Source organism: Neorhizobium sp. 2083, assembly GCF_031455615.1.
Classification (GTDB): domain Bacteria; phylum Pseudomonadota; class Alphaproteobacteria; order Rhizobiales; family Rhizobiaceae; genus Neorhizobium.
In genome coordinates, this window is record NZ_JAVDTC010000001.1 from 1,402,791 (window position 1) to 1,424,541 (window position 21,751).

21 protein-coding genes are annotated in these 21,751 nt (G+C 63.7%); 8 read left to right on the forward strand and 13 right to left on the reverse strand.

Annotated features, from left to right (window positions below):
• Positions 1-167: 167 nt before the first annotated feature.
• Both J2X76_RS07255 and J2X76_RS07260 read right to left on the reverse strand, forming a co-directional pair.
• Positions 168-1,436 carry an ABC transporter substrate-binding protein gene (locus J2X76_RS07255; protein ID WP_310214382.1) on the reverse strand — a complete coding sequence of 423 codons (1,269 nt, stop codon included), beginning with the start codon at positions 1,434-1,436 and terminating at the stop codon, positions 168-170.
• 26 nt (positions 1,437-1,462) lie between these two features.
• Positions 1,463-2,377 (reverse strand): N-acetylmuramic acid 6-phosphate etherase, encoded by a 915-nt coding sequence (locus J2X76_RS07260; RefSeq protein WP_310214384.1) that lies wholly within the window; start codon positions 2,375-2,377, stop codon positions 1,463-1,465.
• Positions 2,378-2,582: 205 nt separating this feature from the next.
• Between J2X76_RS07260 and J2X76_RS07265 the strand changes: the two genes are divergently transcribed.
• From J2X76_RS07265 to nagA, 4 genes are read left to right on the forward strand one after another with little or no spacing between them, the layout of a single operon-like run.
• Positions 2,583-3,470, forward strand: a complete 888-nt coding sequence (locus tag J2X76_RS07265) for an N-acetylglucosamine kinase (RefSeq protein WP_310214386.1) — start codon at positions 2,583-2,585, stop codon at positions 3,468-3,470.
• A complete protein-coding gene (locus J2X76_RS07270; RefSeq protein ID WP_113285407.1) occupies positions 3,467-4,231 on the forward strand; it encodes a GntR family transcriptional regulator in 765 nt (254 codons plus the stop codon). The genes J2X76_RS07265 and J2X76_RS07270 overlap by 4 nt, the downstream gene beginning before the upstream one ends.
• 17 nt (positions 4,232-4,248) lie before the next feature.
• Positions 4,249-5,292: an SIS domain-containing protein gene (locus J2X76_RS07275; RefSeq protein ID WP_162732381.1), complete on the forward strand. Its 1,044-nt coding sequence runs from the start codon at positions 4,249-4,251 to the stop codon at positions 5,290-5,292.
• Positions 5,289-6,449 (forward strand): N-acetylglucosamine-6-phosphate deacetylase, encoded by a 1,161-nt coding sequence (nagA, locus tag J2X76_RS07280; protein WP_310214391.1) that lies wholly within the window; start codon positions 5,289-5,291, stop codon positions 6,447-6,449. The genes J2X76_RS07275 and nagA overlap by 4 nt, the downstream gene beginning before the upstream one ends.
• A gap of 170 nt (positions 6,450-6,619) precedes the next feature.
• Here nagA and J2X76_RS07285 read toward each other — a convergent pair whose 3' ends face one another.
• From J2X76_RS07285 to J2X76_RS07295, 3 genes are all read right to left on the reverse strand, one after another.
• A complete protein-coding gene (locus tag J2X76_RS07285) occupies positions 6,620-8,032 on the reverse strand; it encodes a sensor histidine kinase (protein ID WP_310214395.1) in 1,413 nt (470 codons plus the stop codon).
• Positions 8,029-8,706: a response regulator transcription factor gene (locus J2X76_RS07290; RefSeq protein ID WP_310214398.1), complete on the reverse strand. Its 678-nt coding sequence runs from the start codon at positions 8,704-8,706 to the stop codon at positions 8,029-8,031. Before J2X76_RS07290 ends, J2X76_RS07285 begins: the two co-directional genes overlap by 4 nt.
• 83 nt (positions 8,707-8,789) lie before the next feature.
• The gene (locus J2X76_RS07295) at positions 8,790-9,299 is read right to left on the reverse strand and encodes a DUF1993 domain-containing protein (protein WP_310214400.1); all 510 of its coding nucleotides are present in this window, start codon (positions 9,297-9,299) and stop codon (positions 8,790-8,792) included.
• A gap of 180 nt (positions 9,300-9,479) precedes the next feature.
• On the opposite strand from J2X76_RS07295, the gene J2X76_RS07300 reads away from it, so the two are divergent.
• The 4 genes from J2X76_RS07300 to J2X76_RS07315 all read left to right on the forward strand — a co-directional run bounded on the left by J2X76_RS07300 (position 9,480) and on the right by J2X76_RS07315 (position 13,764).
• Positions 9,480-10,550 carry an ABC transporter substrate-binding protein gene (locus J2X76_RS07300; RefSeq protein ID WP_113130133.1) on the forward strand — a complete coding sequence of 357 codons (1,071 nt, stop codon included), beginning with the start codon at positions 9,480-9,482 and terminating at the stop codon, positions 10,548-10,550.
• A gap of 238 nt (positions 10,551-10,788) precedes the next feature.
• Positions 10,789-11,733 carry a tripartite tricarboxylate transporter substrate binding protein gene (locus tag J2X76_RS07305; RefSeq protein WP_310214403.1) on the forward strand — a complete coding sequence of 315 codons (945 nt, stop codon included), beginning with the start codon at positions 10,789-10,791 and terminating at the stop codon, positions 11,731-11,733.
• Positions 11,730-12,224, forward strand: a complete 495-nt coding sequence (locus J2X76_RS07310) for a tripartite tricarboxylate transporter TctB family protein (RefSeq protein ID WP_310214405.1) — start codon at positions 11,730-11,732, stop codon at positions 12,222-12,224. Before J2X76_RS07305 ends, J2X76_RS07310 begins: the two co-directional genes overlap by 4 nt.
• 22 nt (positions 12,225-12,246) lie before the next feature.
• The gene (locus J2X76_RS07315) at positions 12,247-13,764 is read left to right on the forward strand and encodes a tripartite tricarboxylate transporter permease (protein WP_310214407.1); all 1,518 of its coding nucleotides are present in this window, start codon (positions 12,247-12,249) and stop codon (positions 13,762-13,764) included.
• Between the two features lie 48 nt (positions 13,765-13,812).
• On the opposite strand, the gene J2X76_RS07320 is transcribed toward J2X76_RS07315, so the two are convergent.
• The 8 genes from J2X76_RS07320 to J2X76_RS07355 form a co-directional block, all read right to left on the reverse strand.
• Entirely contained in the window at positions 13,813-14,742 is a 930-nt protein-coding gene (locus J2X76_RS07320) for a glutaminase (protein WP_113130137.1), read from the reverse strand.
• Between the two features lie 39 nt (positions 14,743-14,781).
• On the reverse strand, positions 14,782-15,294 hold the full coding sequence (locus tag J2X76_RS07325; protein WP_046633591.1) for a MarR family winged helix-turn-helix transcriptional regulator: 513 nt from the start codon (positions 15,292-15,294) through the stop codon (positions 14,782-14,784).
• A 2-nt stretch (positions 15,295-15,296) separates the two neighbouring features.
• The gene (locus J2X76_RS07330; protein WP_405029985.1) at positions 15,297-15,980 is read right to left on the reverse strand and encodes an ABC transporter ATP-binding protein; all 684 of its coding nucleotides are present in this window, start codon (positions 15,978-15,980) and stop codon (positions 15,297-15,299) included.
• Positions 15,980-16,729, reverse strand: coding sequence for an ABC transporter ATP-binding protein (locus J2X76_RS07335; RefSeq protein WP_113282815.1), 750 nt, complete (start codon positions 16,727-16,729; stop codon positions 15,980-15,982). The genes J2X76_RS07330 and J2X76_RS07335 overlap by 1 nt, the downstream gene beginning before the upstream one ends.
• Positions 16,722-17,699, reverse strand: a complete 978-nt coding sequence (locus J2X76_RS07340) for a branched-chain amino acid ABC transporter permease (protein ID WP_405029986.1) — start codon at positions 17,697-17,699, stop codon at positions 16,722-16,724. Before J2X76_RS07340 ends, J2X76_RS07335 begins: the two co-directional genes overlap by 8 nt.
• 16 nt (positions 17,700-17,715) lie before the next feature.
• Positions 17,716-18,639 carry a branched-chain amino acid ABC transporter permease gene (locus J2X76_RS07345; RefSeq protein ID WP_310214411.1) on the reverse strand — a complete coding sequence of 308 codons (924 nt, stop codon included), beginning with the start codon at positions 18,637-18,639 and terminating at the stop codon, positions 17,716-17,718.
• Between the two features lie 9 nt (positions 18,640-18,648).
• Positions 18,649-19,785, reverse strand: coding sequence for an ABC transporter substrate-binding protein (locus J2X76_RS07350; RefSeq protein ID WP_310214414.1), 1,137 nt, complete (start codon positions 19,783-19,785; stop codon positions 18,649-18,651).
• A 142-nt stretch (positions 19,786-19,927) separates the two neighbouring features.
• Positions 19,928-21,553 (reverse strand): AMP-binding protein, encoded by a 1,626-nt coding sequence (locus tag J2X76_RS07355; RefSeq protein ID WP_310214416.1) that lies wholly within the window; start codon positions 21,551-21,553, stop codon positions 19,928-19,930.
• Between the last annotated feature and the right edge of the window lie 198 nt (positions 21,554-21,751).

Consider the following 21,751-nt stretch of genomic DNA (forward strand, 5'->3'; position numbering starts at 1 on the left):
TGACTTGGTGGCGATGCCCCTCATCCGCCTGCCGGCACCTTCTCCCCGTTATCACGGGGAGAAGGGATATGCCGCACGGTTTCCGTGCCCTCAAAGGCATGGTGGGGCAAGTCCCCTCTCCCCGCAAGCGGGGAGAGGGGTAGGGTGAGGGGCCGTCTAGAACGGCTTTACTTCGCCGGCTTGTACCAGCTGTCGAGGCCCTTCTGGGTCTCGGCGGCGGCCTGTTCCGGGGTTTGCGTGCCGTTGATGACGTTGGCCGAGACGCGCCACATTTCGAGGTCGAGGTTCGGCTGGCCGCGGCCGACGATGGCCGCGCTCGGGCGGATCGTCTGCTTGCAGTTCTGACGCCAGGAGACGAATTCCTGGGCGAGCGCATCCTGCATCTTCACCGGCGTCGAGTTCAGGCTGAAGAAGCCCGGCGCGGCGTTGGCATAGAGATCGGCGAATTCCGGCGAAGCGACCCAGGAGAGGAATTTCTTGGCGGCTTCGAGGTTCTTGCCCTTGGCGTTGAGGCCGATGCCGATGTCGTTATGGTCGGAAATGTAGCAGGTATCGCCTGCCTTCTTCACCGGCGGCGGGAAGGCGCCCATTTCGAAATCGGCCTGCGCCTTGAACGGGGCGATTTCCCAGGAACCGGCCGGATAGATGGCGGCACGGCCGAGCGTGAACAGGTTCTGGCTGTCCGGATAGGTCTGGGCTTCGAAACCGTCGCCGAGATAGGGCTTCCACTTGGCGAGCGTCTTGTAGGGGTCTACCCAGTCGGCGTCGGTCAGCTTTTCCTTGCCCGCGATCAGCGCCTTGCGGCCGTCCTCGCCCTTCCAGTAGTTCGGGCCGATATTGTAATAGCCCATGGTCGCCGCTTCCCACTGGTCCTTGGTGCCCATGGCGAGCGGGATGTACTTGCCGTCCTTCTTGAACTTTTCGAGGACCGCGAAGAACTCGTCCTCGGTCTTCGGGATCTGGACGCCCGCATCCGCGAAGGCCTTCTTGTTGTAGATGAAGCCGTGGATGACGGAAGCCATCGGAACGCAGAACGTGGTCTTGCCGTCGTCGGTGGTCCAGGCGGACTTGCCGACGTCGGAGAAGTTGGAAATGCCCGGCAGGTCGTTCAGCGGGGCGAGCTGGCCCTTCTGGAACATGGCGAGCGACAGATCGAACGGACGGCAGGTGATGAGGTCGCCCGCGGTGCCGGCTTCGAGCTTGGCGTTGACGGCGGAATTGTATTCCGTCGGCGCCATCGGCGCGAAGGTCACCTTGATGCCGGGGTTCTTGGCCTCGAAGGCGGGAATGATCTTCTGCTGCCAGATCGGCAGGTCATCATTGCGCCAGCTCTCGATGGTGAGCGTCGCGGTCTGTGCCGACGCTCCGGTAGCGACGAAGCCCGCCGGTGCGAGTACGGTCGTGGCAAAAAGAATGCTTTTCAATATGCGTGTCATGATGTTCTCCCTTTTATATGCGCCTTTCAGGCGCGCTTCATGGAACTCTTGGACGCCTGCAATTCGGCAAGCGCTACGCGCAGCACATCTTGCGAACGGGAAAGCAGAGCCTTGGCCGCCTCGACATCCGTCGCTCCGGCTGCGAGCAGGACGGCGATCTTCACCGAACCTTCGGCGGTCTCGATCCAGGCCCTGGCTTCATCGAACCCGATTCCGGCAATATCCGCGACCATGCGGGCGGCGCGGATGCGCAGCTTGCCGTTGTCGGCGCGCAGATTGACCATATGGCCGTCATGGACGTGGCCGAGTTTCACGGCAGTCAGCGTCGACAGCATGTTGAAGGCGATCTTCTGGGCGGTCGCGGCCCCCATGCGGGTGGAGCCGGCGACGACTTCCGGCGGCGTTTCGAGCAGGATCGCCGCATCGGCGCCTTCGAACAGCCTTGCGCCGGCATTGTTGGCCATCGCCACCAGCCTTGCGCCGCGGCGTTTTGCGGTCTCGGCAACCGCCACCGTATAGGGCGTCGAACCGCTCGCGGAAACGCAGATGACGCAATCCGCCGCGTCGACGACATCGGCGTCGCGTTCGCCGAGCGACGCGTCGTCCTCGGGGCCGCCCGGCAGGTCGGCTATGCCCGGAAGGCCGCCGGCAAAAAGAATGGCGATCTGCTCGGGCGGGATGCCGTAGGTGCCGGGAAGTTCCATCGCATCGGCCATCGCGACAAGGCCGGCACTGCCGGCACCGGCATAGATCACCTTGCCGCCTGACTTCAAAGCCTCAGCGACGAGCTCGGCCGCCCTGGCTATCGCCGGGATGGCGGGATCGACGACCTCTGCCGCCGCCTGCTGACCGGATGCGAGAAGCGCAAGAATCTCGGCGGATGCGAGCGTATCAAGCCCCTCCGCTTTCCCATGTCTCGCTTCGGTGGCAGTTCTGCTCATCCGACGTCTCCCTCTACCAAAATGATGCCAAAAAAATACCAATTGTCCAGAAGGAAAATTAACTTTTATGAACGGATCGGTAATTTTGGCGGAAACATATGAAAATAATGCAGCATTTTCAATTCACTGAAAGCCGCAACCTGAGTTTTTTGAAATCACGCTTGGTTATTGGTACTTTTTTGGTATTATATGGGCGGAGGTATCCATGGCGGCCTATTTTATCGGAATCGATGGTGGTGGAACAAGTTGCCGTGCGGCGTTGGCTGACGGAAATGGCACCATCCTTGGCCGCGGCAAGAGCGGCGCCTCCAATATCCTGACCGACCCCGATACAGCCCTGAAGCATATTGCCGAGGCGTCCCGCCTCGCCTTTGCGGAAGCGGGACTGGAGCCCGACCTCTCCACCACGTCTGCCGTTCTCGGCCTTGCCGGCAACAATGTCGGCGATGCGGTGAGTTACGTGCAGGCACGGCTGCCTTTCAGACAATCGGATATCGTGTCCGACGGCGTCATCGCGCTGCAGGGCGCGATCGGCGACGAGGACGGGGCGATCGGCATCGTCGGCACCGGCACGGTTTATATCGCCCGGCATCAGGGCAGGCTGCATTCGGTTGCCGGCTGGGGTTTCCAGGTCAGCGATCTCGGCAGCGGCGCGCGGCTCGGCCAGCTCGCGCTGCAGGAAAGCCTGCTTGCCTATGACAACATCCATCCGATGACCGGCCTGTCCAAAGCCATTCTCGCCGAGTTCGACGGCAATCCGGAAAAGGTGGTCGATTTCGCCCGACTGGCGAAACCCGGCGATTTCGGACGGCATACCCCAAAGGTGTTCGAATTCGCGCGGCAGGGCGACGAGGCAGCGATCCGGATCCTCAAGACCGGCGCGGCCGGCATCGACGAGGCGCTTGATGCCGTGGACGGGATCACCCGGGGCCGGGGCCGGCTATGCCTGCTCGGCGGGCTTGCCCCTCTTTATCCCGAATACCTGGCCGAACGGCATCGTATCCGGCTTTCCAAACCGCTTGCCGACGCGTTGACGGGGGCGGTGGCACTTGCCGTCAAGACCTATGGGGCGCGGGCGGAGCTTCGCGCATGAACCAGACGCTCGCCGCCATCCTGCCGCTCGACGGCCTGCAATCGGCCGGCACCGGGCCGCTTTACCGGAAACTGCGCCAGAGCCTGGAAGACGCGATCCGCACCGGCAAGCTCGGCCATGGCGATGCCCTGCCCGCCGAACGCGATCTCGCCGACTATGCCAATGTCAGCCGCGTCACGGTGCGCAAGGCGGTCGACGATCTCGTCAAGGATGGGCTCCTGACCCGCAGGCACGGTTCCGGCACGTTCGTGGTCAAGCCGATGTCGCGCGTCGAGCAGCCGCTGACCCGGCTCACCTCGTTTACCGAGGACATGGCGCGGCGCGGCCTGGTGACTCGATCCGAATGGCTGGAGCGCGGGCTGTTCCACCCTTCGCCGGAAGAGATGATGATGCTCGGTCTTGCGCCCGGCGAGAAGGTCGCGCGGCTTGGCCGCCTGCGCCTCGGCAACGACATGCCGCTTGCGATCGAACGGGCCAGCATTTCCGCCGATTTTCTGCCCGATCCTTCGGCGGTGACCAACTCGCTCTATGCGGAGCTTGGGAAAATGGATGCAAGGCCGGTGCGCGCCATACAGCGGATATCGGCCTGCAATATGAAGAACCCGGATGCCGGGCTGCTGGCCGTGCCGGTCGGTTCCGCCGGCCTTTCGATCGAGCGGGTGTCCTATCTGGCATCCGGCCGGGTGGTGGAGCTCACCCGCTCGCTCTATCGCGGCGATGCCTATGATTTCGTGGCCGAGCTCTCGCTCGGCGAAAACTGACCTTCGAGGACGATGTTATGCTGACCAATATGACGAATATGCGCAAGGAGATCGACGAGATCCCCGAAGCGACGGCCCGACTGCTCGACGGCTCGGCGAGCGAGCTTGCCGCGGCCGGCCGTGCGCTGCGCGAAAAGGACCCGGCTTTCCTGATCACCATCGCGCGCGGTTCCTCCGACCATGCGGCGACCTTCATCAAATACGCAGTCGAACTGACCGCCGGCCGCCCTGTCGCCTCGCTCGGACCGTCACTCGCTTCGATCTACGGCGCCAGCCTGAAGCTCGACGGCGGTGCGGCCATCGCTATTTCGCAATCCGGCAAGAGCCCGGATATCGTCGCCATGGCCGAAGCCGCGACAAAGGCCGGCGCGGTCACCGTGGCGCTTACCAATACGCTGCCCTCGCCGATTGCCAGCGCTTCCGCTTACGCGGTCAACATCAATGCCGGGCCGGAACTCGCCGTCGCTGCCACCAAGTCGTTCGTGAACTCGATCGTCGCGGGTCTTGCGCTGCTGTCGGAATGGGTTGGCGACGAGGCACTCAAAGCCGCCATCCGCGCTCTGCCGGGCCATTTCGACAAGGCGGTCAAGCTCGACTGGAGCGAGCTTGCCAACGAACTTTCCAGCCCCTTGGGCGAGGCGGAATCGCTCTACATGCTCGGCCGCGGCCCGGCGCTGGCGATCGCCAGCGAGGCGGCGCTGAAGTTCAAGGAAACCTCCAACATGCATGCTGAAGCCTATTCGGCGGCGGAAGTGCTGCATGGGCCGGTGGCACTGGTGGAAAAGCGCTTCCCGGTCGTTACTTTCGCGGCCCGCGACGCGGCCGAAGCTTCCGCCGTCGAGATCGCCGACAGTCTGTCGGCCAAGGGCGCGCTCGTTTTCGCGACATCCGACAAGGTCAAGGATAGCCGCAGGCTGCCCTTCGTCGCGACCGGCCATCCGCTGACGGATGCGCTCACCCTGATCCTGCCCTTCTACGGTTTCGTCGAAGCCTGGTCCCGCGCCAAGGGTTTTAATCCGGATGCGCCTGTCGCACTGAAGAAGGTGACCGAGACGCTATGAGCATGACCAAGGCCATTACAGGCGCCCGCATCTTCGACGGCACCTCCTGGCATGAGGACGCCGCGCTCGTTTTCAAGGGCAGCAGGATCGAGGCGATCCGGCCCATGGCCGAACTGCCGGAAGGCATCGATCGGATCGATGCCGAAGGCGGGCTGATCGTGCCGGGTTTCATCGACCTGCAGGTGAATGGCGGCGGCGGCGTGCTGCTGAACGAGGAGCAGACGGTCGCGGGTCTCAGGCAGATCTGCGCCGCGCATGCCAAGTTCGGCACCACAGCCCTTTTGCCGACGCTGATCACCGATACCTACGAGATCACGTCCCGGACCGTCGAGGCCGGCAAGCAGGCGAAGACGGAGGGCGTGCCGGGTTTCCTCGGCCTGCATCTCGAAGGCCCGCATCTTTCGGTGGCACGCAAGGGGGCGCACGATCCCAATCTGATCCGGCCGATGGAGGAGAAGGACATCGAACTGATGCTCTCCTGCAGGGACGTCTTCGATGCGATGATGATCACCATCGCGCCGGAAAACGTCACCGCGGAACAGGCGGCACGGCTGGCACAGGCCGGCTTCATGGTGAGCCTTGGCCATACCGACACGACCTACGAGGTTGCAAAGACCTATGCGGAGGCGGGCGTTCGCACGGTCACCCATCTCTTCAACGCGATGAGCCCGCTCGGCCATCGCGAGCCGGGCGTCGTCGGCGCGGCGCTCGATATCGGTTCGCTCCATGTCGGGATCATCGCGGACGGCATCCATGTCCATCCGGCCGCGATGGGCGTGGCGCTGCGGGCGAAAAACGGGCCGGGCAGGATCTTCATCGTCACCGACGCGATGTCGACCATCGGCACCGACATGAAGAGCTTTACGCTGAACGGCCGTGAGATCCTGCGCCGGGACGGGCGGCTGACACTGGCCGACGGCACGCTCGCCGGCGCCGATATCGACATGATCTCGTCGGTCCGCTTCGCTCACGCGGCACTCGGCCTGCCAATCGAGGAGGCGTTGCGCATGGCATCCGCCTATCCGGCGGAAGCGGCTTACCTCGCCGACCGCAAGGGCGCGCTGAAACCCGGGTTCGATGCGGATTTCGTGCTGCTGACCGCCGAACTCGGCATGAAGAGCACCTGGATCGGCGGTGTGAAGGTTCATCAGGAGTAAGGATCTGCACCGGAGATCGCCCCTCATCCCCCTGCCGGGACCTTCTCCCCGCATGCGGGGAGAAGGAAGATGGAGCGCCGACAGTGCCACGAATCCCTTCTCCCCGTCAAAACGGGGAGAAGGTCCCGGCAGGGGGATGAGGGGTAATCGTTCCACGTTCCCGCACAAATTTAGCCGGCTATCGGAAACCTTATTTCGACCTTTAGCCCCCTGCCATCGCGCCCATCCCCGAGGGTCATCTCCGCTCCATGCAGGCGGGCGATCTCTTCGACGATCGGCAGGCCGAGGCCGGTACCGAGCTTGTCGGAACGGTCGCCGCGATCGAAACGCCTGAGAACGGAGGCCCGTTTTTCCGGGGGGATGCCGGGGCCGTCGTCCTCGACCTCCAGCACCGCAGCTTCACCTTCCGCCCTGACGCGTACCGTGACTTCCGCACCATGGCCGGCATAAAGCAACGCGTTGCCGATCAGGTTCTTCATCAGTTCGCCGATCAGCAGCGGTTCGGCGGAAACCATGATCTCCCCCTCCCCTTCAAAACCGAGATCGATCCCGGCATCGGCGGCAAGCGGGACGTTGTCGGCCGTCGCGCCGCGTGCCAGCGCCGTCAGGTCGACGCGCTGCATCGAGGCGGAGCGGGTGGCGGCGTCGATCTTCGCCATCAGCAGGAGCTGGGCGAGAATGCGCTCGGCATCCGCCACCGCCTCGTCCGCCTTGCGGGCGGCCTCCTTCACCTCGGCGAGTTCCGTGGCGCGGTCGGCGAGCGCCAGCTGGGTGCGGATGATGGTCAGCGGCGTGCGCAACTGATGGCTGGCATTGCCGGTGAAATGCCGGAGTGCCTCCAGCGCGCCTTCCAGCCGGACCATGAAGGAATTGACCGTATCGACGAGGCCCTGCACCTCGTTCGGCACCCGCTCGCCGATCGGGTGAAGATCGTCCGGGCTACGTTCGGCGATCGCCTCGCTGAACCGGTAGAGCGGCCGGAGCGACAGCGTGACCGCCACCCAGACGATGATCGCGGCGCCGACGATCATGAACAGCAGGCGCAGCGCCGAGCGGATCAGGATGGTCCGGGTCAGCTGCTGGCGGGCGATGGTGGTTTCGGCGACCGTGACGGTGAACGGCACGGAATTGATGCCGGTGGAGGCGGAGCGGGCGAGCGCGGCGACCCGGATCGGCTCGCCGCGAAAGATGGCGTTCTCGAAGGCGGCGGCCTGGCCCTCGCGGCGGGGGATCGACGGCAGCGTCTGGTAGCCGGTGATGAATTTTCCAGGCGGCCCGTCGACGCGGTAAAAGACGCGGTCCTGGGCCGCAGACGTCAGCATTTCCAGGGCGACATAGGGGATGTCCACTTCAAGCGAACCGTCTTCGGCGACGATCACCCGTTCGGCGATGGCGAGCGCCGAGCCGGCAAGGACGCGATCGGACACCTCGTTGGCCGTATCGACGGCCTCGCCCCAGGTATCGATCATGGCGATCGTGCCGATCACCGCCGTCGAGACGAGAAGCCAGGCGAGCAGCCGGCGGCGGAGCGAATAGGCTGCCGGCGGCGTAACAGGCTGGGCACCATGCTGGATCGCCGTCATGCGCCCGGCGCCGTGGTTTCGAGGTAATAACCGATGCCGCGGGCGGTCTTGACGGTCAGGCCATGCGGGGCAAGGCGCCGGCGCAGGCGGCTCACATATTGCTCGATCGCATTGGCCGACAGGTCGTCGTCGAAGCCGGTCAGCGACGCCATGATCGCATCCTTGGAGACGACCTTGCCGGCGCGCAGGAACAGCAGTTCCAGCAGCGCGACCTCGCGGGCGGGCAGATCGAGGGGCACGCCCTGGCTGGAAAAGCTGCGCGAATTCAGGTCGAAGGTGATGCCGCCATAGTTGACGATCGAGCTTCTGAGGCCCGCCTGCCGGCGCAGCAGCACGCGGATGCGCGCTTCGAATTCGGAAATGTCGAAGGGCTTGATCATGTAGTCGTCGGCGCCGAGATCGAGCCCCTTCACCCGCTCCTCCGGCGTGCCGCGGGCGGTCAGGATCATCACGGCTGCCTTGTTTGCCCGCGCCCGCATCGCGCGCAGCACGTCGAGCCCGTCCATTTCGGGCAGGTTCAGGTCAAGAATGACGAGGTCGTAGGTTTCGGCGGCGGCGACCGCCTCGGCGGAGGCACCATCGGCGACCGCATCCACCGCATAACCGCTGCCGCGCAGGATCGTCGACAGCCCCTCGGCCAGCGCCTGATTGTCCTCGACCAGAAGAATACGCACGAAATCTCCCCGCTTCCGCAGACGATTATAAACGCGGGAGCGGGGATGTCACGGATGTGGTGACGCCGTGGTTACTTCGACGGTTATTGCGAACGGCCGATGTAGTCCATCTTGCCGATCGGAACGCCCTTGTGACGCAGGATCGCGTAGGCCGTGGTGACGTGGAAGTAGAAATTCGGCAGCGCGAAGCCGAGGACGTAGTTGCGGCCGGTGAATTTCGTCTCGCCGCCGCGTGTCTTGATGATCACTTCGGCGTCTTCGCGGTCGGCCATGCTGGCCGGATCGACACCCTGCAGGAACGCCCCGGTCTTTTCGATACGGGCATGCAGGTCGGCGAAGGTGACTTCTTCGTCGGCCATCGGGATGTTTTCGATCTGGCCAACGCGGACCGGCACGAATTTCGCCGTATCGCTGGCACGCTGGATCTGGGAAGTCAGCGGATACATGTCATGGACCAGCCGGGTTTCCAGCAGTTCCTTGTGGGCGATGCCCTTCTCGTCGGCGAAGGCTTCGCCTTTCTTCAGGATTTCCGTGAGATTGCCGAAAGCGCGGATGAAAACCGGGACCGTGATATCGTAGAGGGTGAGCGACATGGCGAAACCTTTGCGTGATGGCAGGAAGCCGGGTCTTCCGGCGTGAAAAGACCGCCCACAGGTAATGACACCGCATCGGAAAACAAGCCGGTAAAATCTGCATTCCGGGCGCTGTGGCGAGAAGGTGACGCCTGTTCCGGTCGGCTTGCCGCAGCCATCGCGGTGGGGCATTGTGGCGCGATGAAAAGGCTGCTTTTCCCATTCCTCTGCCTTGCCCTTTCGCCCGGCCTCGGCATGGCGGACACGACCCTGTTCCGGGCGCTTTCCGGGCGGGACGACGCGCCGATGCTGACGGTCTATTCCTCGCTGGACGAACCGCTTGCCAAGCCGATGATCGCCGGCTTCCAGACGGCCAATCCGGATATCGCCGTTCGCTACGAGGACATGCTGACGGGCGAGATCTACGACCGGATCGTCAGGGAAACGGATGCCGGCAGCAAGACCGCCGACTTCGCCTTTTCCTCCGCCATGGACCTGCAGGTAAAACTTGCCAATGACGGCTATGCCCAGCGCAGCGACCTGCCGATGAGCGGGCAGTGGCCCGGCTGGGCCAACTGGCGCAATACCGCCTATGCGCTGACCTTCGAACCGGCCGTGTTCGTCTACCACAAGCCGAGTTTCAAGGACGCCGCCCCGCCATCGACCCGGGCCGAACTGGTCGAATTCCTGCAGAAGCGGGGCGATACGGTCTACGGCCGGATCGGCACCTACGACATCGAGCGATCCGGCGTCGGTTTCCTGTTCATGGCGCGCGACCAGGAGCAGTTCGGCGACATCTGGTCGGTGATCCGGGCCATGGGGGCCGCAGGCGTGAAACTTTACTCGACCAGCCAGGCAATCCTGGAGCGCGTCGCCGACGGGCGGTTCCTGCTCGGCTACAATATTCTCGGCTCCTATGCCGCCGACTGGGCCTCGCGCCATCCCGATGTCGGTATCGTGCTGCCGAAGGACTACACGGTTGTCATGTCGCGCATCGGCCTGGTGCCGCAGGCCGCCGCCGCTCCGGATCTCGGCAAGCGCTATCTCGAATTCTTCATGTCGAAGGAAGGCCAGACGATCATGGCCCGCGAGTTGCAGATCCCCGCCGTCAGCCCGGAGGTCGCCGGCAACAATACCGCCACCACGCTCCGGGAGATGCTCGGCGGGCAGCTGAAACCCGTGCCGGTCAGCCTCGGGCTGATGGTCTACCTCGACCAGGTGAAGCGCGCCCGGCTGATTTCCCGCTGGAACGAGGTCCTCCGGCTGCAATAGCCATAAAATTCCGCAGCCGCGGCGCGAAACCCCTTGCCAAATCGTCCGACTGGGAAAAATGTCAGGTACATGTCAGCTTCATGTGCTGGCTTAGGGCATTCGGCCCCCGTGGAGGCGGGGACCCGATTCACGATGGGAGGACATCGGACCGGCGCTCTTCGCCTGGCCTTCGCTTCTCCCTGGTTTCGTCAGAACAAACATTTCGCGTCGGATCAAGACGCCAACGGAGGATCGACCCTTGAAACACTTCTTCCTTGCTTCCCTTCTCGCGGGCGCAATCGCACTTCCGGCCGCTGCGGCCGATTATTCCATCATGGCTCCGGCAGCGCCGGGCGGCGGCTGGGACCAGACGGCCCGCACCATGCAGACGGCCCTGCAGACGGAGAAGATCTCCAGCAAGGTGCAGGTGATGAACGTTCCGGGCGCCGGCGGCACGATCGGCATCGCCCAGTTCGCCAGCCAGCAGAAGGGCAATCCGAACCAGCTGATGGTCGGCGGCTACGTCATGGTCGGCGCCATCCTGACCAACAAGTCGCCGGTGACCCTCAAGGACGTCACCCCGATCGCGCGCCTGACCGGCGAATATGAAGTGGTCGTCGTTCCGGCCTCTTCCGACATCAAGTCGGTTGCAGACCTGACTGCCAAGCTGAAGGCAAATCCGGGTTCGGTCTCCTGGGGCGGCGGCTCGGCCGGCGGCACGGACCACATCACGGCCGGCCTGATCGCAAAGGCTGCCGGCGTCGACCCGACGAAGGTCAACTACATCGCGTTTTCCGGCGGCGGTGAAGCGCTCGCCGCCATCCTCGGCGGCCAGGTAACGGCCGGCATCTCGTCCTATGGCGAATTCGAAGGCCAGATCAAGGCAGGCACGCTGCGCCTCCTCGCCATCTCCTCGGACAAGAAGATCGAAGGCATCAACGCCCCGACGCTGAAGGAGTCCGGCCTCGATGTCGTGATCCAGAACTGGCGCATGGTCGCCGCTGCTCCGGGCCTCTCCGACGACCAGAAGAAGGCTATCGCCGCGGACATCGAGAAGCTCGCAAAGTCCAAGACCTGGCAGGACAACCTGAAGACCAAGGGCTGGATCGACACCTATCTCTCCGGTCCGGCATTCGAAGCGCAGCTCGCCAAGGACATCGCTGCGACTGAAAGCATCCTGAAGGACATCGGTCTGGTCAAATGAGCCTCGACAACAACAAAACGACCACCGAGCAGCGCCGCCCCGACTGGGCGGCGCTTGTTATCGCCGCCGTTCTCGTCATCATGGCGGGCGTCATCTTCTTCGACGTCTCCCGGTTGCGCGAAATGGGCGGTTATTCCCAGGTCGGCCCGGCCACCGTTCCGGACTGGATCGCATTCGCCCTGATCGGTCTCGCAATCTGGACCGTGTTTGCTGCCTTCCGCCACGACTTTCCGGAGCGCGAAAAGCAGGAATTCAAGCCGGTCGTGTGGGTCGTTGCCGGCCTGGTCGCGCAGATGGCCCTCATCCGCATCGCCGGCTTCTCGATCGCGACGGGCTGTCTCTTCGGTCTTGCCGCTGCCGGCTTCGGAGCGCGCAGGATCTGGATCAGCATTCCGGTCGGCATCGTCATCTGTTTCGCCATCTACTGGCTCTTCGCCGTCATGCTGCAGCTTTCATTGCCAGCAGGTCCACTGGAACGACTGATCCATTGATCGGGCCCTTAAGAGTAAGATCATGAGCACTTTCGATTTCCTTCTGCAGGGTCTGGCCTCGGCGATGATGCCGATGAACCTGCTCTATGCGCTGATCGGCGTGACGCTCGGCACCTTGGTCGGCGTTCTGCCGGGCATCGGCCCGGCCACCACCGTCGCCCTTCTCCTGCCCGTCACCTACCAGCTCGACGCGACCGGTTCGCTGATCATGTTTGCCGGCATCTATTACGGCGGCATGTATGGCGGCTCGACGACCTCGATCCTTCTGAACACGCCGGGCGAAAGCGCCTCGATCGTGACGGCCCTCGAGGGCAACAAGATGGCCCGTGCAGGTCGCGGTGGCCCGGCGCTCGCAACGGCGGCGATCGGTTCGTTCGTTGCCGGCTTGATCGCGACGCTGGCGCTCGCTTTCGTCGCGCCGCTGGTCGTCAAGATTGCTCTGTCGTTCGGCCCGCGCGAAAACTTCGCGCTGATGGTGCTGGCCTTCATCACCGTGTCGTCAGCCTTCGGCAATTCCGCGCTTCGCGGCCTCACCTCGCTGTTCATCGGTCTGTCGCTGTCGCTCGTCGGCATCGACCAGCTGACGGGCCAGAACCGCCTTTCCTTCGGGGTTCCGGATCTGCTCGACGGTATCGAAGTCACGACGATGGCGGTCGCCATGTTCGCGATCGGGGAAACCCTGTTCATCGCGGCTCAGGGCGCGCAGGCACCGGACAAGATAGAAGCCATCAAGGGTTCTGTCTGGATGACGGCCAACGACTGGGCGCGCTCCTGGAAGGCCTGGCTGCGCGGCACCGTGATCGGCTTCCCCATTGGCGCGATGCCGGCCGGTGGTGCTGAAATCGGTACTTTCCTGTCCTATGCGACCGAAAAGAAGCTCTCCAAGCATCCGGAAGAGTTCGGCAATGGCGCGATCGAAGGCGTCGCCGGTCCGGAAGCGGCCAACAACGCATCGGCCGCCGGCACGCTGGTACCACTTCTCACGCTCGGCCTGCCCACCTCGGCGACCGCGGCGATCATGCTTGCCGGCTTCCAGCAATACGGCCTGCAGCCCGGCCCGCTGCTGTTTGCGACCAACCCGCAGCTCGTCTGGGGTCTGATCGCATCGCTGCTCATCGCCAACCTGATGCTGCTGGTGCTCAACCTGCCGCTCGTCGGCCTGTGGGTGAAGCTGCTGACAATTCCGAAGCCGTGGCTCTATGCGGGCATCCTGGTGTTTGCGACGCTCGGCACGATCGGCGCCAATCCGTCGGTCTTCGAACTCGGCATGCTGCTGGTTTTCGGTCTCGTCGCCTATGTCATGCGCGTGATGGATTATCCCATCGCGCCGGTCATCGTCGGCCTGATCCTAGGGCCGCTGGCGGAACAGCACCTGCGTCGCGCACTGGCGATCAGCCAGGGCGATATCACGACGCTCTTCCAATCGCCGATCGCCGCGGTGCTGCTGGTACTCGCGGCAGTCGCCCTCGTCCTGCCGCTGATCCTGCGCTTCCGCGGACGCGGCAACGTGCTCTCGCAAATGGCAGCCAGCGAGGATTGATCACAACGCTGCCACCAAACTCAAAAGCCCGGCTCCGGCCGGGTTTTTTTATTGCCCGAATACCGACCAGCCGGTTCTGGTGGCCAGCATTTCGAGCGCCAGCGAACCGATGAGCGAATTGCCGTTGTGATTGAGGCCTGGCGACCAGACGGCAACGGAGGCCTTGCCCGGAGCAACCGCCATGATGCCGCCACCGACGCCGCTTTTGCCGGGAAGGCCGACGCGGTAGGCGAAATCGCCCGAGCCGTCATAATGGCCGCAGGTGAGCATCAGCGCGTTGATGCGCCGCGCCCGCTGCTTCGACACAACGGTGTGCCCGGTCAGCGGATTGCGGCCCGACGCGGCAAGGAAGAGGGCCGACTTGGCAAGCTGGGTGCAGGTCATGGCCAGCGCGCAATGATGAAAATAGACACCGAGCACGTGTTCGACCGGATGGTCGAGCTTGTTGAACGACCGCATGAAATTGGCGAGCGCGAAATTGCGGAAACCGGTGGCCTGCTCGGACTTGGCCACTTCCGGATCGATGGCGATCGTATCGTCATCGGCAAGGTAACGGACGAAACGGACGATCTCGCCGATCGCCTCGCGCGGCGTATGTCCGGCCAGCACCAGATCGCTGACGGCGATGGCGCCGGCATTGATGAAGGGGTTGCGCGGCTTGCCTTCCTCGTGTTCCAGCTGGACGATCGAATTGAAGGCGGAGCCCGAAGGTTCGCGGCCGACGCGGTTCCAGGTGGTCTCGCCATGTTTGCCGAGCGCCAGCGTCAGGGTGAAGACTTTCGAGACGCTTTGGATCGAGAAGGGTTCGTCGCAATCGCCGACCTTGTGCACTTCGCCATCGACGGTGACGATGGTCATGCCGAACTTCTTCGGGTCGACATGGGCGAGCTGCGGGATATAGTCGGCCACCTTGCCTTCGCCGAGCCGCGGCGTCAGCTTTTCGTGGATCTCCTCGACGATCGCCTGCAGGTCTGCCATCTCTTCACCCCGAACTGTTGTGCCCTGAGAGGAGCCTTACTATTCGAAGGCGCTGCCGGAAAGATGGTTGCTGGCGGAAGCCTTCACGGCGCCGATCTCCGACCACAGGGAAGCGATCATCGCCGGGTCGACATCCGCCATGATGTCGCGCAGCCAGCCCTCGTGGGCGGCGGCCATGGCGACAAAAAGCTCGGTACCGGCGGGCGTCAGCTTGGCGACGGTGACGCGGCGATCGCCATCCGGCGTCACACGCTGCACGAACCCGTCCGCCTCCAGCCGCTCCACCAGACCCGTGACATTGCCGTTGGTGACCATGGTGCGCTTCGAAAGCTCGCCGAGCCTCAGTCCATCCGCCTCGCGATAGAGCTGCGCCATCAAATCGAACTGGGGAAGCGTCGCGCTGAATTCGGTGCGCAGGCGACGGCGGATTTCGGTGGTGATCAGCTTGGTGGTGGAGAGCATACGCAGCCACAGCCGCGTCTCGGGCTTGTTTTTCCCATGCGGGCCATGGGCGATCAGTTCCAGGTCGGCGCTCGCCGCTTCCGCTTCCATGCCTATACCCCGAGATATCGATCCTGCAATTCCGTCGTCAGGTCCGCGGACCTGCCGCTCCAGGCGCTTCTTCCGTTTTCAAGGATGACACACCGGTCCGCAACCGGCAAAAGCTCCGAAAGTGTCTTATCCACCACGAGGATCGACAAACCTTCGGCCTTCAGCCGCCGGATCGCCTTCCAGATGTCCTGGCGGATCACCGGAGCAAGGCCTTCGGTCGCTTCGTCGAGAATGAGCAGGCGCGGATTGGTCATCAGAGCGCGGCCGATCGCCAGCATCTGCTGCTCGCCGCCGGAGAGCGATCGCGCCATCTGCGCATGCCGTTCCGCCAGTCGCGGGAAAAGTTCGTTGACGCGTTCCAGCGTCCATTGGCCGGGCCGTGCGGCGGCGACCAGATTTTCATGGACCGTGAGGTTCGGGAAACAACGGCGGCCTTCCGGCACGAGGCCGATGCCGAGCCTGGCGACATGATGCGGCCGCCTGCCCTTGGTATCGGTGCCGCCGATCTTCACCGCGCCTGACCGGGGCGGATTGAGGTTGCAGATGGCGCGGATGGTGGTCGTCTTGCCCATGCCGTTGCGGCCCATCAGGGCGACGGCTTCGCCTTCCGCGACTGCAAGGTCGACGCCGAAAAGCGCCTGGCTTGCACCGTAGAAGGCTTCGATCCTGGTGACGTCGAGCAGCATCAGGCGTGGTCTCCGAGATAGGCGGTGCGCACGGTCGGGTCGCGGCGGATCTCCTCCACGGTTCCCGTGGCGATGACGCGGCCGTAGACGAGGACCGAGATGCGGTCGGCGAGTGCGAAGACGGCGTCCATGTCGTGCTCGACCAGCAGGATCGGCGCTTCCTGCCGCAGCGTATCGAGGAAGCGGGTCAGAGATTTCGAGCCTTCCGGCCCCATGCCCGCCATCGGCTCGTCGAGCAGGAAGGCCTTTGAGCCGAGGGCGAGCGCCATGGCGATTTCCAGCTGTCGGCGTTCACCATGGGAAAGCTCGGCGGCGGGGACGCGGGCGCGGGCCGTGAGGCCGACACGTTCGAGCATGGCCATGGCGGTGTCGATCAGCGTTTTGTCACGCATCACCGGCTTGAAGAAACGAAAGCTGGAGCCCTGCTTCGCCTGCACCGCCAGCATGACGTTGCGCAGACCGGAAAAATCAGGTGCGATCGACGAGACTTGGAAAGTGCGACCGAGACCGAGCCTTGCACGATCGGCCACGCCGAGCGCGCCGATATCCTGGCCGGCAAAACGCACCGTGCCGCTATCCTGCCGCAGCGTGCCGCAGATCTGATGGATCAGCGTCGATTTGCCGGCGCCGTTCGGACCGATCAGCGCGTGGATTTCGCCGGGGCGCAGGTCGAGGGTGACGCCATCCGTTGCCCGCAGCGCGCCAAAATTCTTGACGAGATTGGAGATCTGGAGAACCGGCTCAACCATGTTTGGCCTTTCCGGCAAGAAGCCCCAGGAGACCGCCGCGCGCAAACAGCACCACGACGAGGAGGATGAGGCCAAGGAAGAACTGCCAGCGTTCTGTAAGGCCGCCGAGCGCATATTCGAAGATCACGTAGAGCGCTGCGCCCGCGAGCGGTCCGAACAGGCGGCCGGTGCCGCCGAGGATGATCAGCACGATCAGTTCGCCGGACATGTGCCAGGACAGCATGGACGGGCTGACGAAGCGGTTGAGATCGGCAAACAGAGCGCCGGCAAGGCCGGTGACCGCGGCCGAGATCGCAAAGCCGGTCAGCCGGATGCGATAGGGCTGGATGCCGACGGTCGCGACGCGCACCTCGTTCTGCCTTGCGGCCTGCAGCGCCGTGCCGAAACGCGAGGCGCGGATCAGCGCGAAGAGACCGAGCGCCGCCAGCAGGACGACGTAGCAGATCAGGAAGAAGGTCAGCGGCCGCATCGTGTTGACGCCCGGGAACTGGTTGCGGACGAGGATCGACAACCCGTCCTCGCCGCCATAGGCGGGCCAGGAGATCGCGAAATAATAGACCATCTGCGCGAAGGCGAGCGTGATCATGATGAAATAGACGCCCGAGGTGCGAAGGCTGATCGCGCCGATCGCCAGACCGACAAGGCCGGAGAGGATGACCGCGACGATCCAGATCACCCACATCTGTTTCGTGCCGGAAAGGCCGAACAGCAGCGGGTCGCCGGAAAAGGCGTGGGCGGCGAGGATGCCGGCAACGTAGCCGCCGATGCCGAAGAAGGCCGCGTGGCCGAAGGAGACGAGACCGCCGAGGCCGAGCGCCAGATTGAGGCCGGTCGCCGCCAGCGCAAGAATGGCGATGCGGGTCGCGAGCGTGATGTAGAACGGCTGGCCGAGCGCGTCCGCCATGAAGGGGACGGCGAGCAGCAGCGCCGCCAGAACAAGGTTGATGAGGGTTTCGCGGGTCAGGATCATCGTCAAACCTTGGGCCTCACGCATGCGCCGCGGGGAAGAGGCCACGCGGCTTGACCGCAAGAATGACCGCCATGACGATATAGATCAGCATCGAGGCCGCCGCGCCGCCGATCATGCCGGCCTGTGCCGGGGCGACGAACAGCGCCAGGATTTTTGGCAAAAGGAAACGCCCCATCGTATCGGTGACCCCGACCAGCAATGCGCCGAGAAGCGCGCCCTTGATCGAGCCGATGCCGCCGATGACGATGACCACGAAGGCGAGGATCAGCACCGGCTCGCCCATGCCGACCTGCACCGACTGCAACGCCCCGACCATGGCGCCGGCGAGACCGGCAAGGGCCGCGCCAAGCGCGAAGACGACGGTATAGAGCGTGCGGATATCGACGCCGAGGGCACCGATCATTTCGCGGTCGCTTTCGCCGGCGCGGATGCGCATGCCGAGGCGGGTGCGGGAGATCAGCAGATAAAGCCCGAAGGCGACGACCGCGCCGGCGGCGATGATTGCGAGCCGGTAGACCGGATATTCCGTGCCGCCCGGCAGCGCGATGGCGCCCTGCAGAAGCGGGGGAATGTCGAGATAGAGCGGGAAGGAGCCGAACAGCCAGCGCGTGCCTTCGGAAAACATCAGGATCAGCGCGAAGGTGGCCAGCACCTGGTCGAGGTGATCGCGGTCGTAGAGCCTGCGGATGACCACGAGCTCGACGATCGCCCCGGCCGCCGCCGCCGTGGCGAGACTGGCGATCAGGCCGACCCAGAACGAGCCGGTCCAGGCCGCCACGGTGGCGCAGGCGAATGCGCCGACCATGTAGAGCGAGCCGTGAGCGAGGTTGATCAGGCCCATGACGCCGAAGATCAGCGTCAGCCCGGCTGCCATGAGAAACAACATGACGCCGAGCTGCAGGCCATTGAGCAACTGCTCGAGAGCAAGTGCCAAAGTCACGAGACGACCTTAGATCTTGCAGTCTTTGGCGTAGGCATCACCGTGGTCGGAGAAAATCTTCTCCACCGTCTTGTTGGTGATGACGCCGTTGTTCTTCACCACTTCCGTCAGGTAGATGTCCTGGATCGGATGCTGGTTGGTGTTGAACTTGAATTTTCCGCGCGGCGACTGGATGTCGGCCTTCTTCAGCTCGGCACCAAAGGCATCGGCGTTCTTGACGCTAGCCTTGGAGGCCGCGGCAACGATGAGCTGGGCTGCGTCATAGGCCTGGACGGCATAGATGGACGGCAGGCGGTTATATTCCTTCTGGAAGTCCGCCAGGAACTTCTTGCTCGCGGCATTGTCGAAATCCGGAGCCCACTGGCCGGAGGCCTTGGCGCCGATCGCCGCATCGCCGATCGCCGGCAGGACGTCCTGGCTGAAGGAGAAGCCCGGCCCCATGACCGGGATTTTTACGCCCGACTGGGCGAACTGCTTCATGAAGGCGATGCCCATGCCGCCGGGCAGGAAGACGAAGATGCCGTCGGCGCCGGATGCGCGCATCTGGGCGATTTCGGCAGCATAGTCGGTCTGACCGACCTGGGTGTAGACTTCGGCGGCGAGCTGGCCCTTGTAATAGCGCTTGAAGCCCGTCAGCGAATCCTTGCCGGCCGGATAGTTCGGGGCGAGGATGAACATCTTCTTGTAGCCCTTGTTGGCATATTCGCCCATGGCTTCATGAAGGTTGTCGTTCTGGTAGGCGGCGTTGAAATAGAGCTTGTTGCAGTTTGCGCCGGCAAGCGCTGCAGGCGCCGCATTGGTCGAGACGTAGAACTTGCCCTGGGCCACGGCGCTCGGGGCGACGGCCATCAAAAGGTTCGACCAGACGATGCCGGTCAGGATATCGACCTTGTCGCTCTGGATCATCTTGTCGGCGATCTGCACGGCCAGTTCCGGCTTCTGCGCATCGTCCTCGGTCACGACGGTGATGTCCTTGTTGCCGGCATTCTTGATCGCCAGCATGAAACCGTCGCGCGTATCGATGCCGAGGCCGGCGCCGCCGCCCGAAAGCGTGGTGATCATGCCGATCTTCAAAGGCTCGGCGAAAGCCATGCCGGCGGTGCTCATGCTCAGCGCCAGCGTGGCTGCAGCAAGCATTTTCTTCATGTGACGAACTCCCGTTTGTTTTTGTGTCGTTCCCGATGCCTTCGACGGACTTGAACATCCGCCGGGTCTTCTTTGTCTTCCACATTTGCGTGGAAACTTCCACTCTGGATATACGGTGGAATTCAACAGTTATTCACTATGGTTACGCCGGGGGCTTCTGCTTCAGGCGGAAGCGCTGGATCTTGCCGGACTCGGTCTTCGGCAGCGCATCGGTGAAGACGACCGAGCGCGGATATTTGTAAGGGGCGATCACCGCCTTGACGTGATCCTGCAGGATCTTGACGAGCAATTCGCTTGCCTCGAAGCCTTTCGCCAGAACCACATGCGCCTCGACGATCGTGCCCCGCGCCTCGTCCGACGCACCGATCACGGCGCATTCCAGCACGGCATCATGCTTCAGAAGCGCTGCTTCGACTTCGGGGCCGGCGATGTTGTAGCCGGCCGAGACGATCATGTCGTCGGAGCGGGCGGCGAAGTGGAAATAACCGTCCTCGTCCTCGATAAAACTGTCGCCCGTCAGGTTCCAGCCGTCCCTGACATAGTCCTTCTGGCGGTCGTCGGCGAGGTATCGGCAGCCGATCGGCCCCTTGACCGCCAGCTTGCCGATCGTGCCGCGCGGCACCTCGTTCATGTCGTCGTCGACGACGATTGCCTCGTAGCCGGTGAGCGGCTTGCCCGTGGAGGCGGGTTTGGAATCGCCGAGCCGGTTCGAAATGAAGATATGCAGCATCTCGGTCGCGCCGATACCGTCGAGGATCGGCTTGCCGGTCTTCCTCACCCATTCGTCGAAAACGGGGCCCGGCAGGGTCTCGCCGGCCGAAACGGCAATGCGCAGCGACGAAAGGTCGGCGCCGGCATCCATGGCGGCCAGCATGGCGCGATAGGCGGTCGGCGCGGTGAAGCTGATCGTCGCCTTGTAGGTCTCGATGATCTCGATCATCTTCGGCGGCGTCGCCTGCTCCAGAAGGGTCGCGGCCGCGCCGAAACGCAATGGGAAGACCGCGAGGCCGCCGAGGCCGAAGGTGAAGGCGAGCGGCGGGGAGCCGACGAACACGTCGTCCGGCGTGACGGCCAGCACTTCCTTCGCATAGGCATCGGCGATGATCAGGATATCGCGGTGGAAATGCATGGTCGCCTTCGGCACGCCCGTGGAGCCGGAGGTGAAGCCGAGCAGGGCCACGTCGTCGCGGCCGGTCTTCACCGCCTCGAAACGCACCGGCTTGTTGAGCGCCGCCCGATCGAGTTCGGCGTCATGGTTGGCGGTGCCGTCGAAGCCGATCACCTGTTTCAGGAACCGGCTTTCCTTGGCGCAGGCGACCAGTTCGTCCATCAACCGCGTATCGCAGAGCGCGAGCGAGATTTCCGCCTTGTCGATGATCTTGGCGAGCTCACCGGAGCGCAGCATCGGCATGGTATTGACGACGACGGCGCCGGCCTTGGTTGCCGCCAGCCAGCAGGCGACCATGGCCGGATTGTTGGCGGAGCGGATGAGCACCCGGTTGCCGGGCTTCAGGCCGTAATCCTCGGTCAAGGCGCGAGCGATGCGGTTCGTCCAGTCGGACAATTCCTTGTAGGTGCGGCGGCGGCCGTTGCCGATGAGGGCGGTATTGTCGCCGAAGCCGCGCTCGACCATACGGTCGGTGAGTTCGACGCCCGCATTCATCCAATCCGGATATTGGAAGCCTTCTAGCTTGATCTCCGGCCACTGTTCGAAGGGCGGAAGATTGTCGCGGGCAAACGTATCCTGATGGCCTGACGGTCCCAGCATATTTATGTTCCCAAAGTCATTTTTATCGTTGCGGCTTTTCGCCTTTCATTCAGAAAAGCACTGCTGGATTCAGGTTGCAAGAGAGAAATTTTAAGTTTGTAATAATTTTCCGGGGCGCCGTTTTTGCCGCCTACCGAATTGCCGTTGACAAAGGCATAGTGCAAAAATGCGCCTAAAAAGCACTGAAAAGGGAGAGAA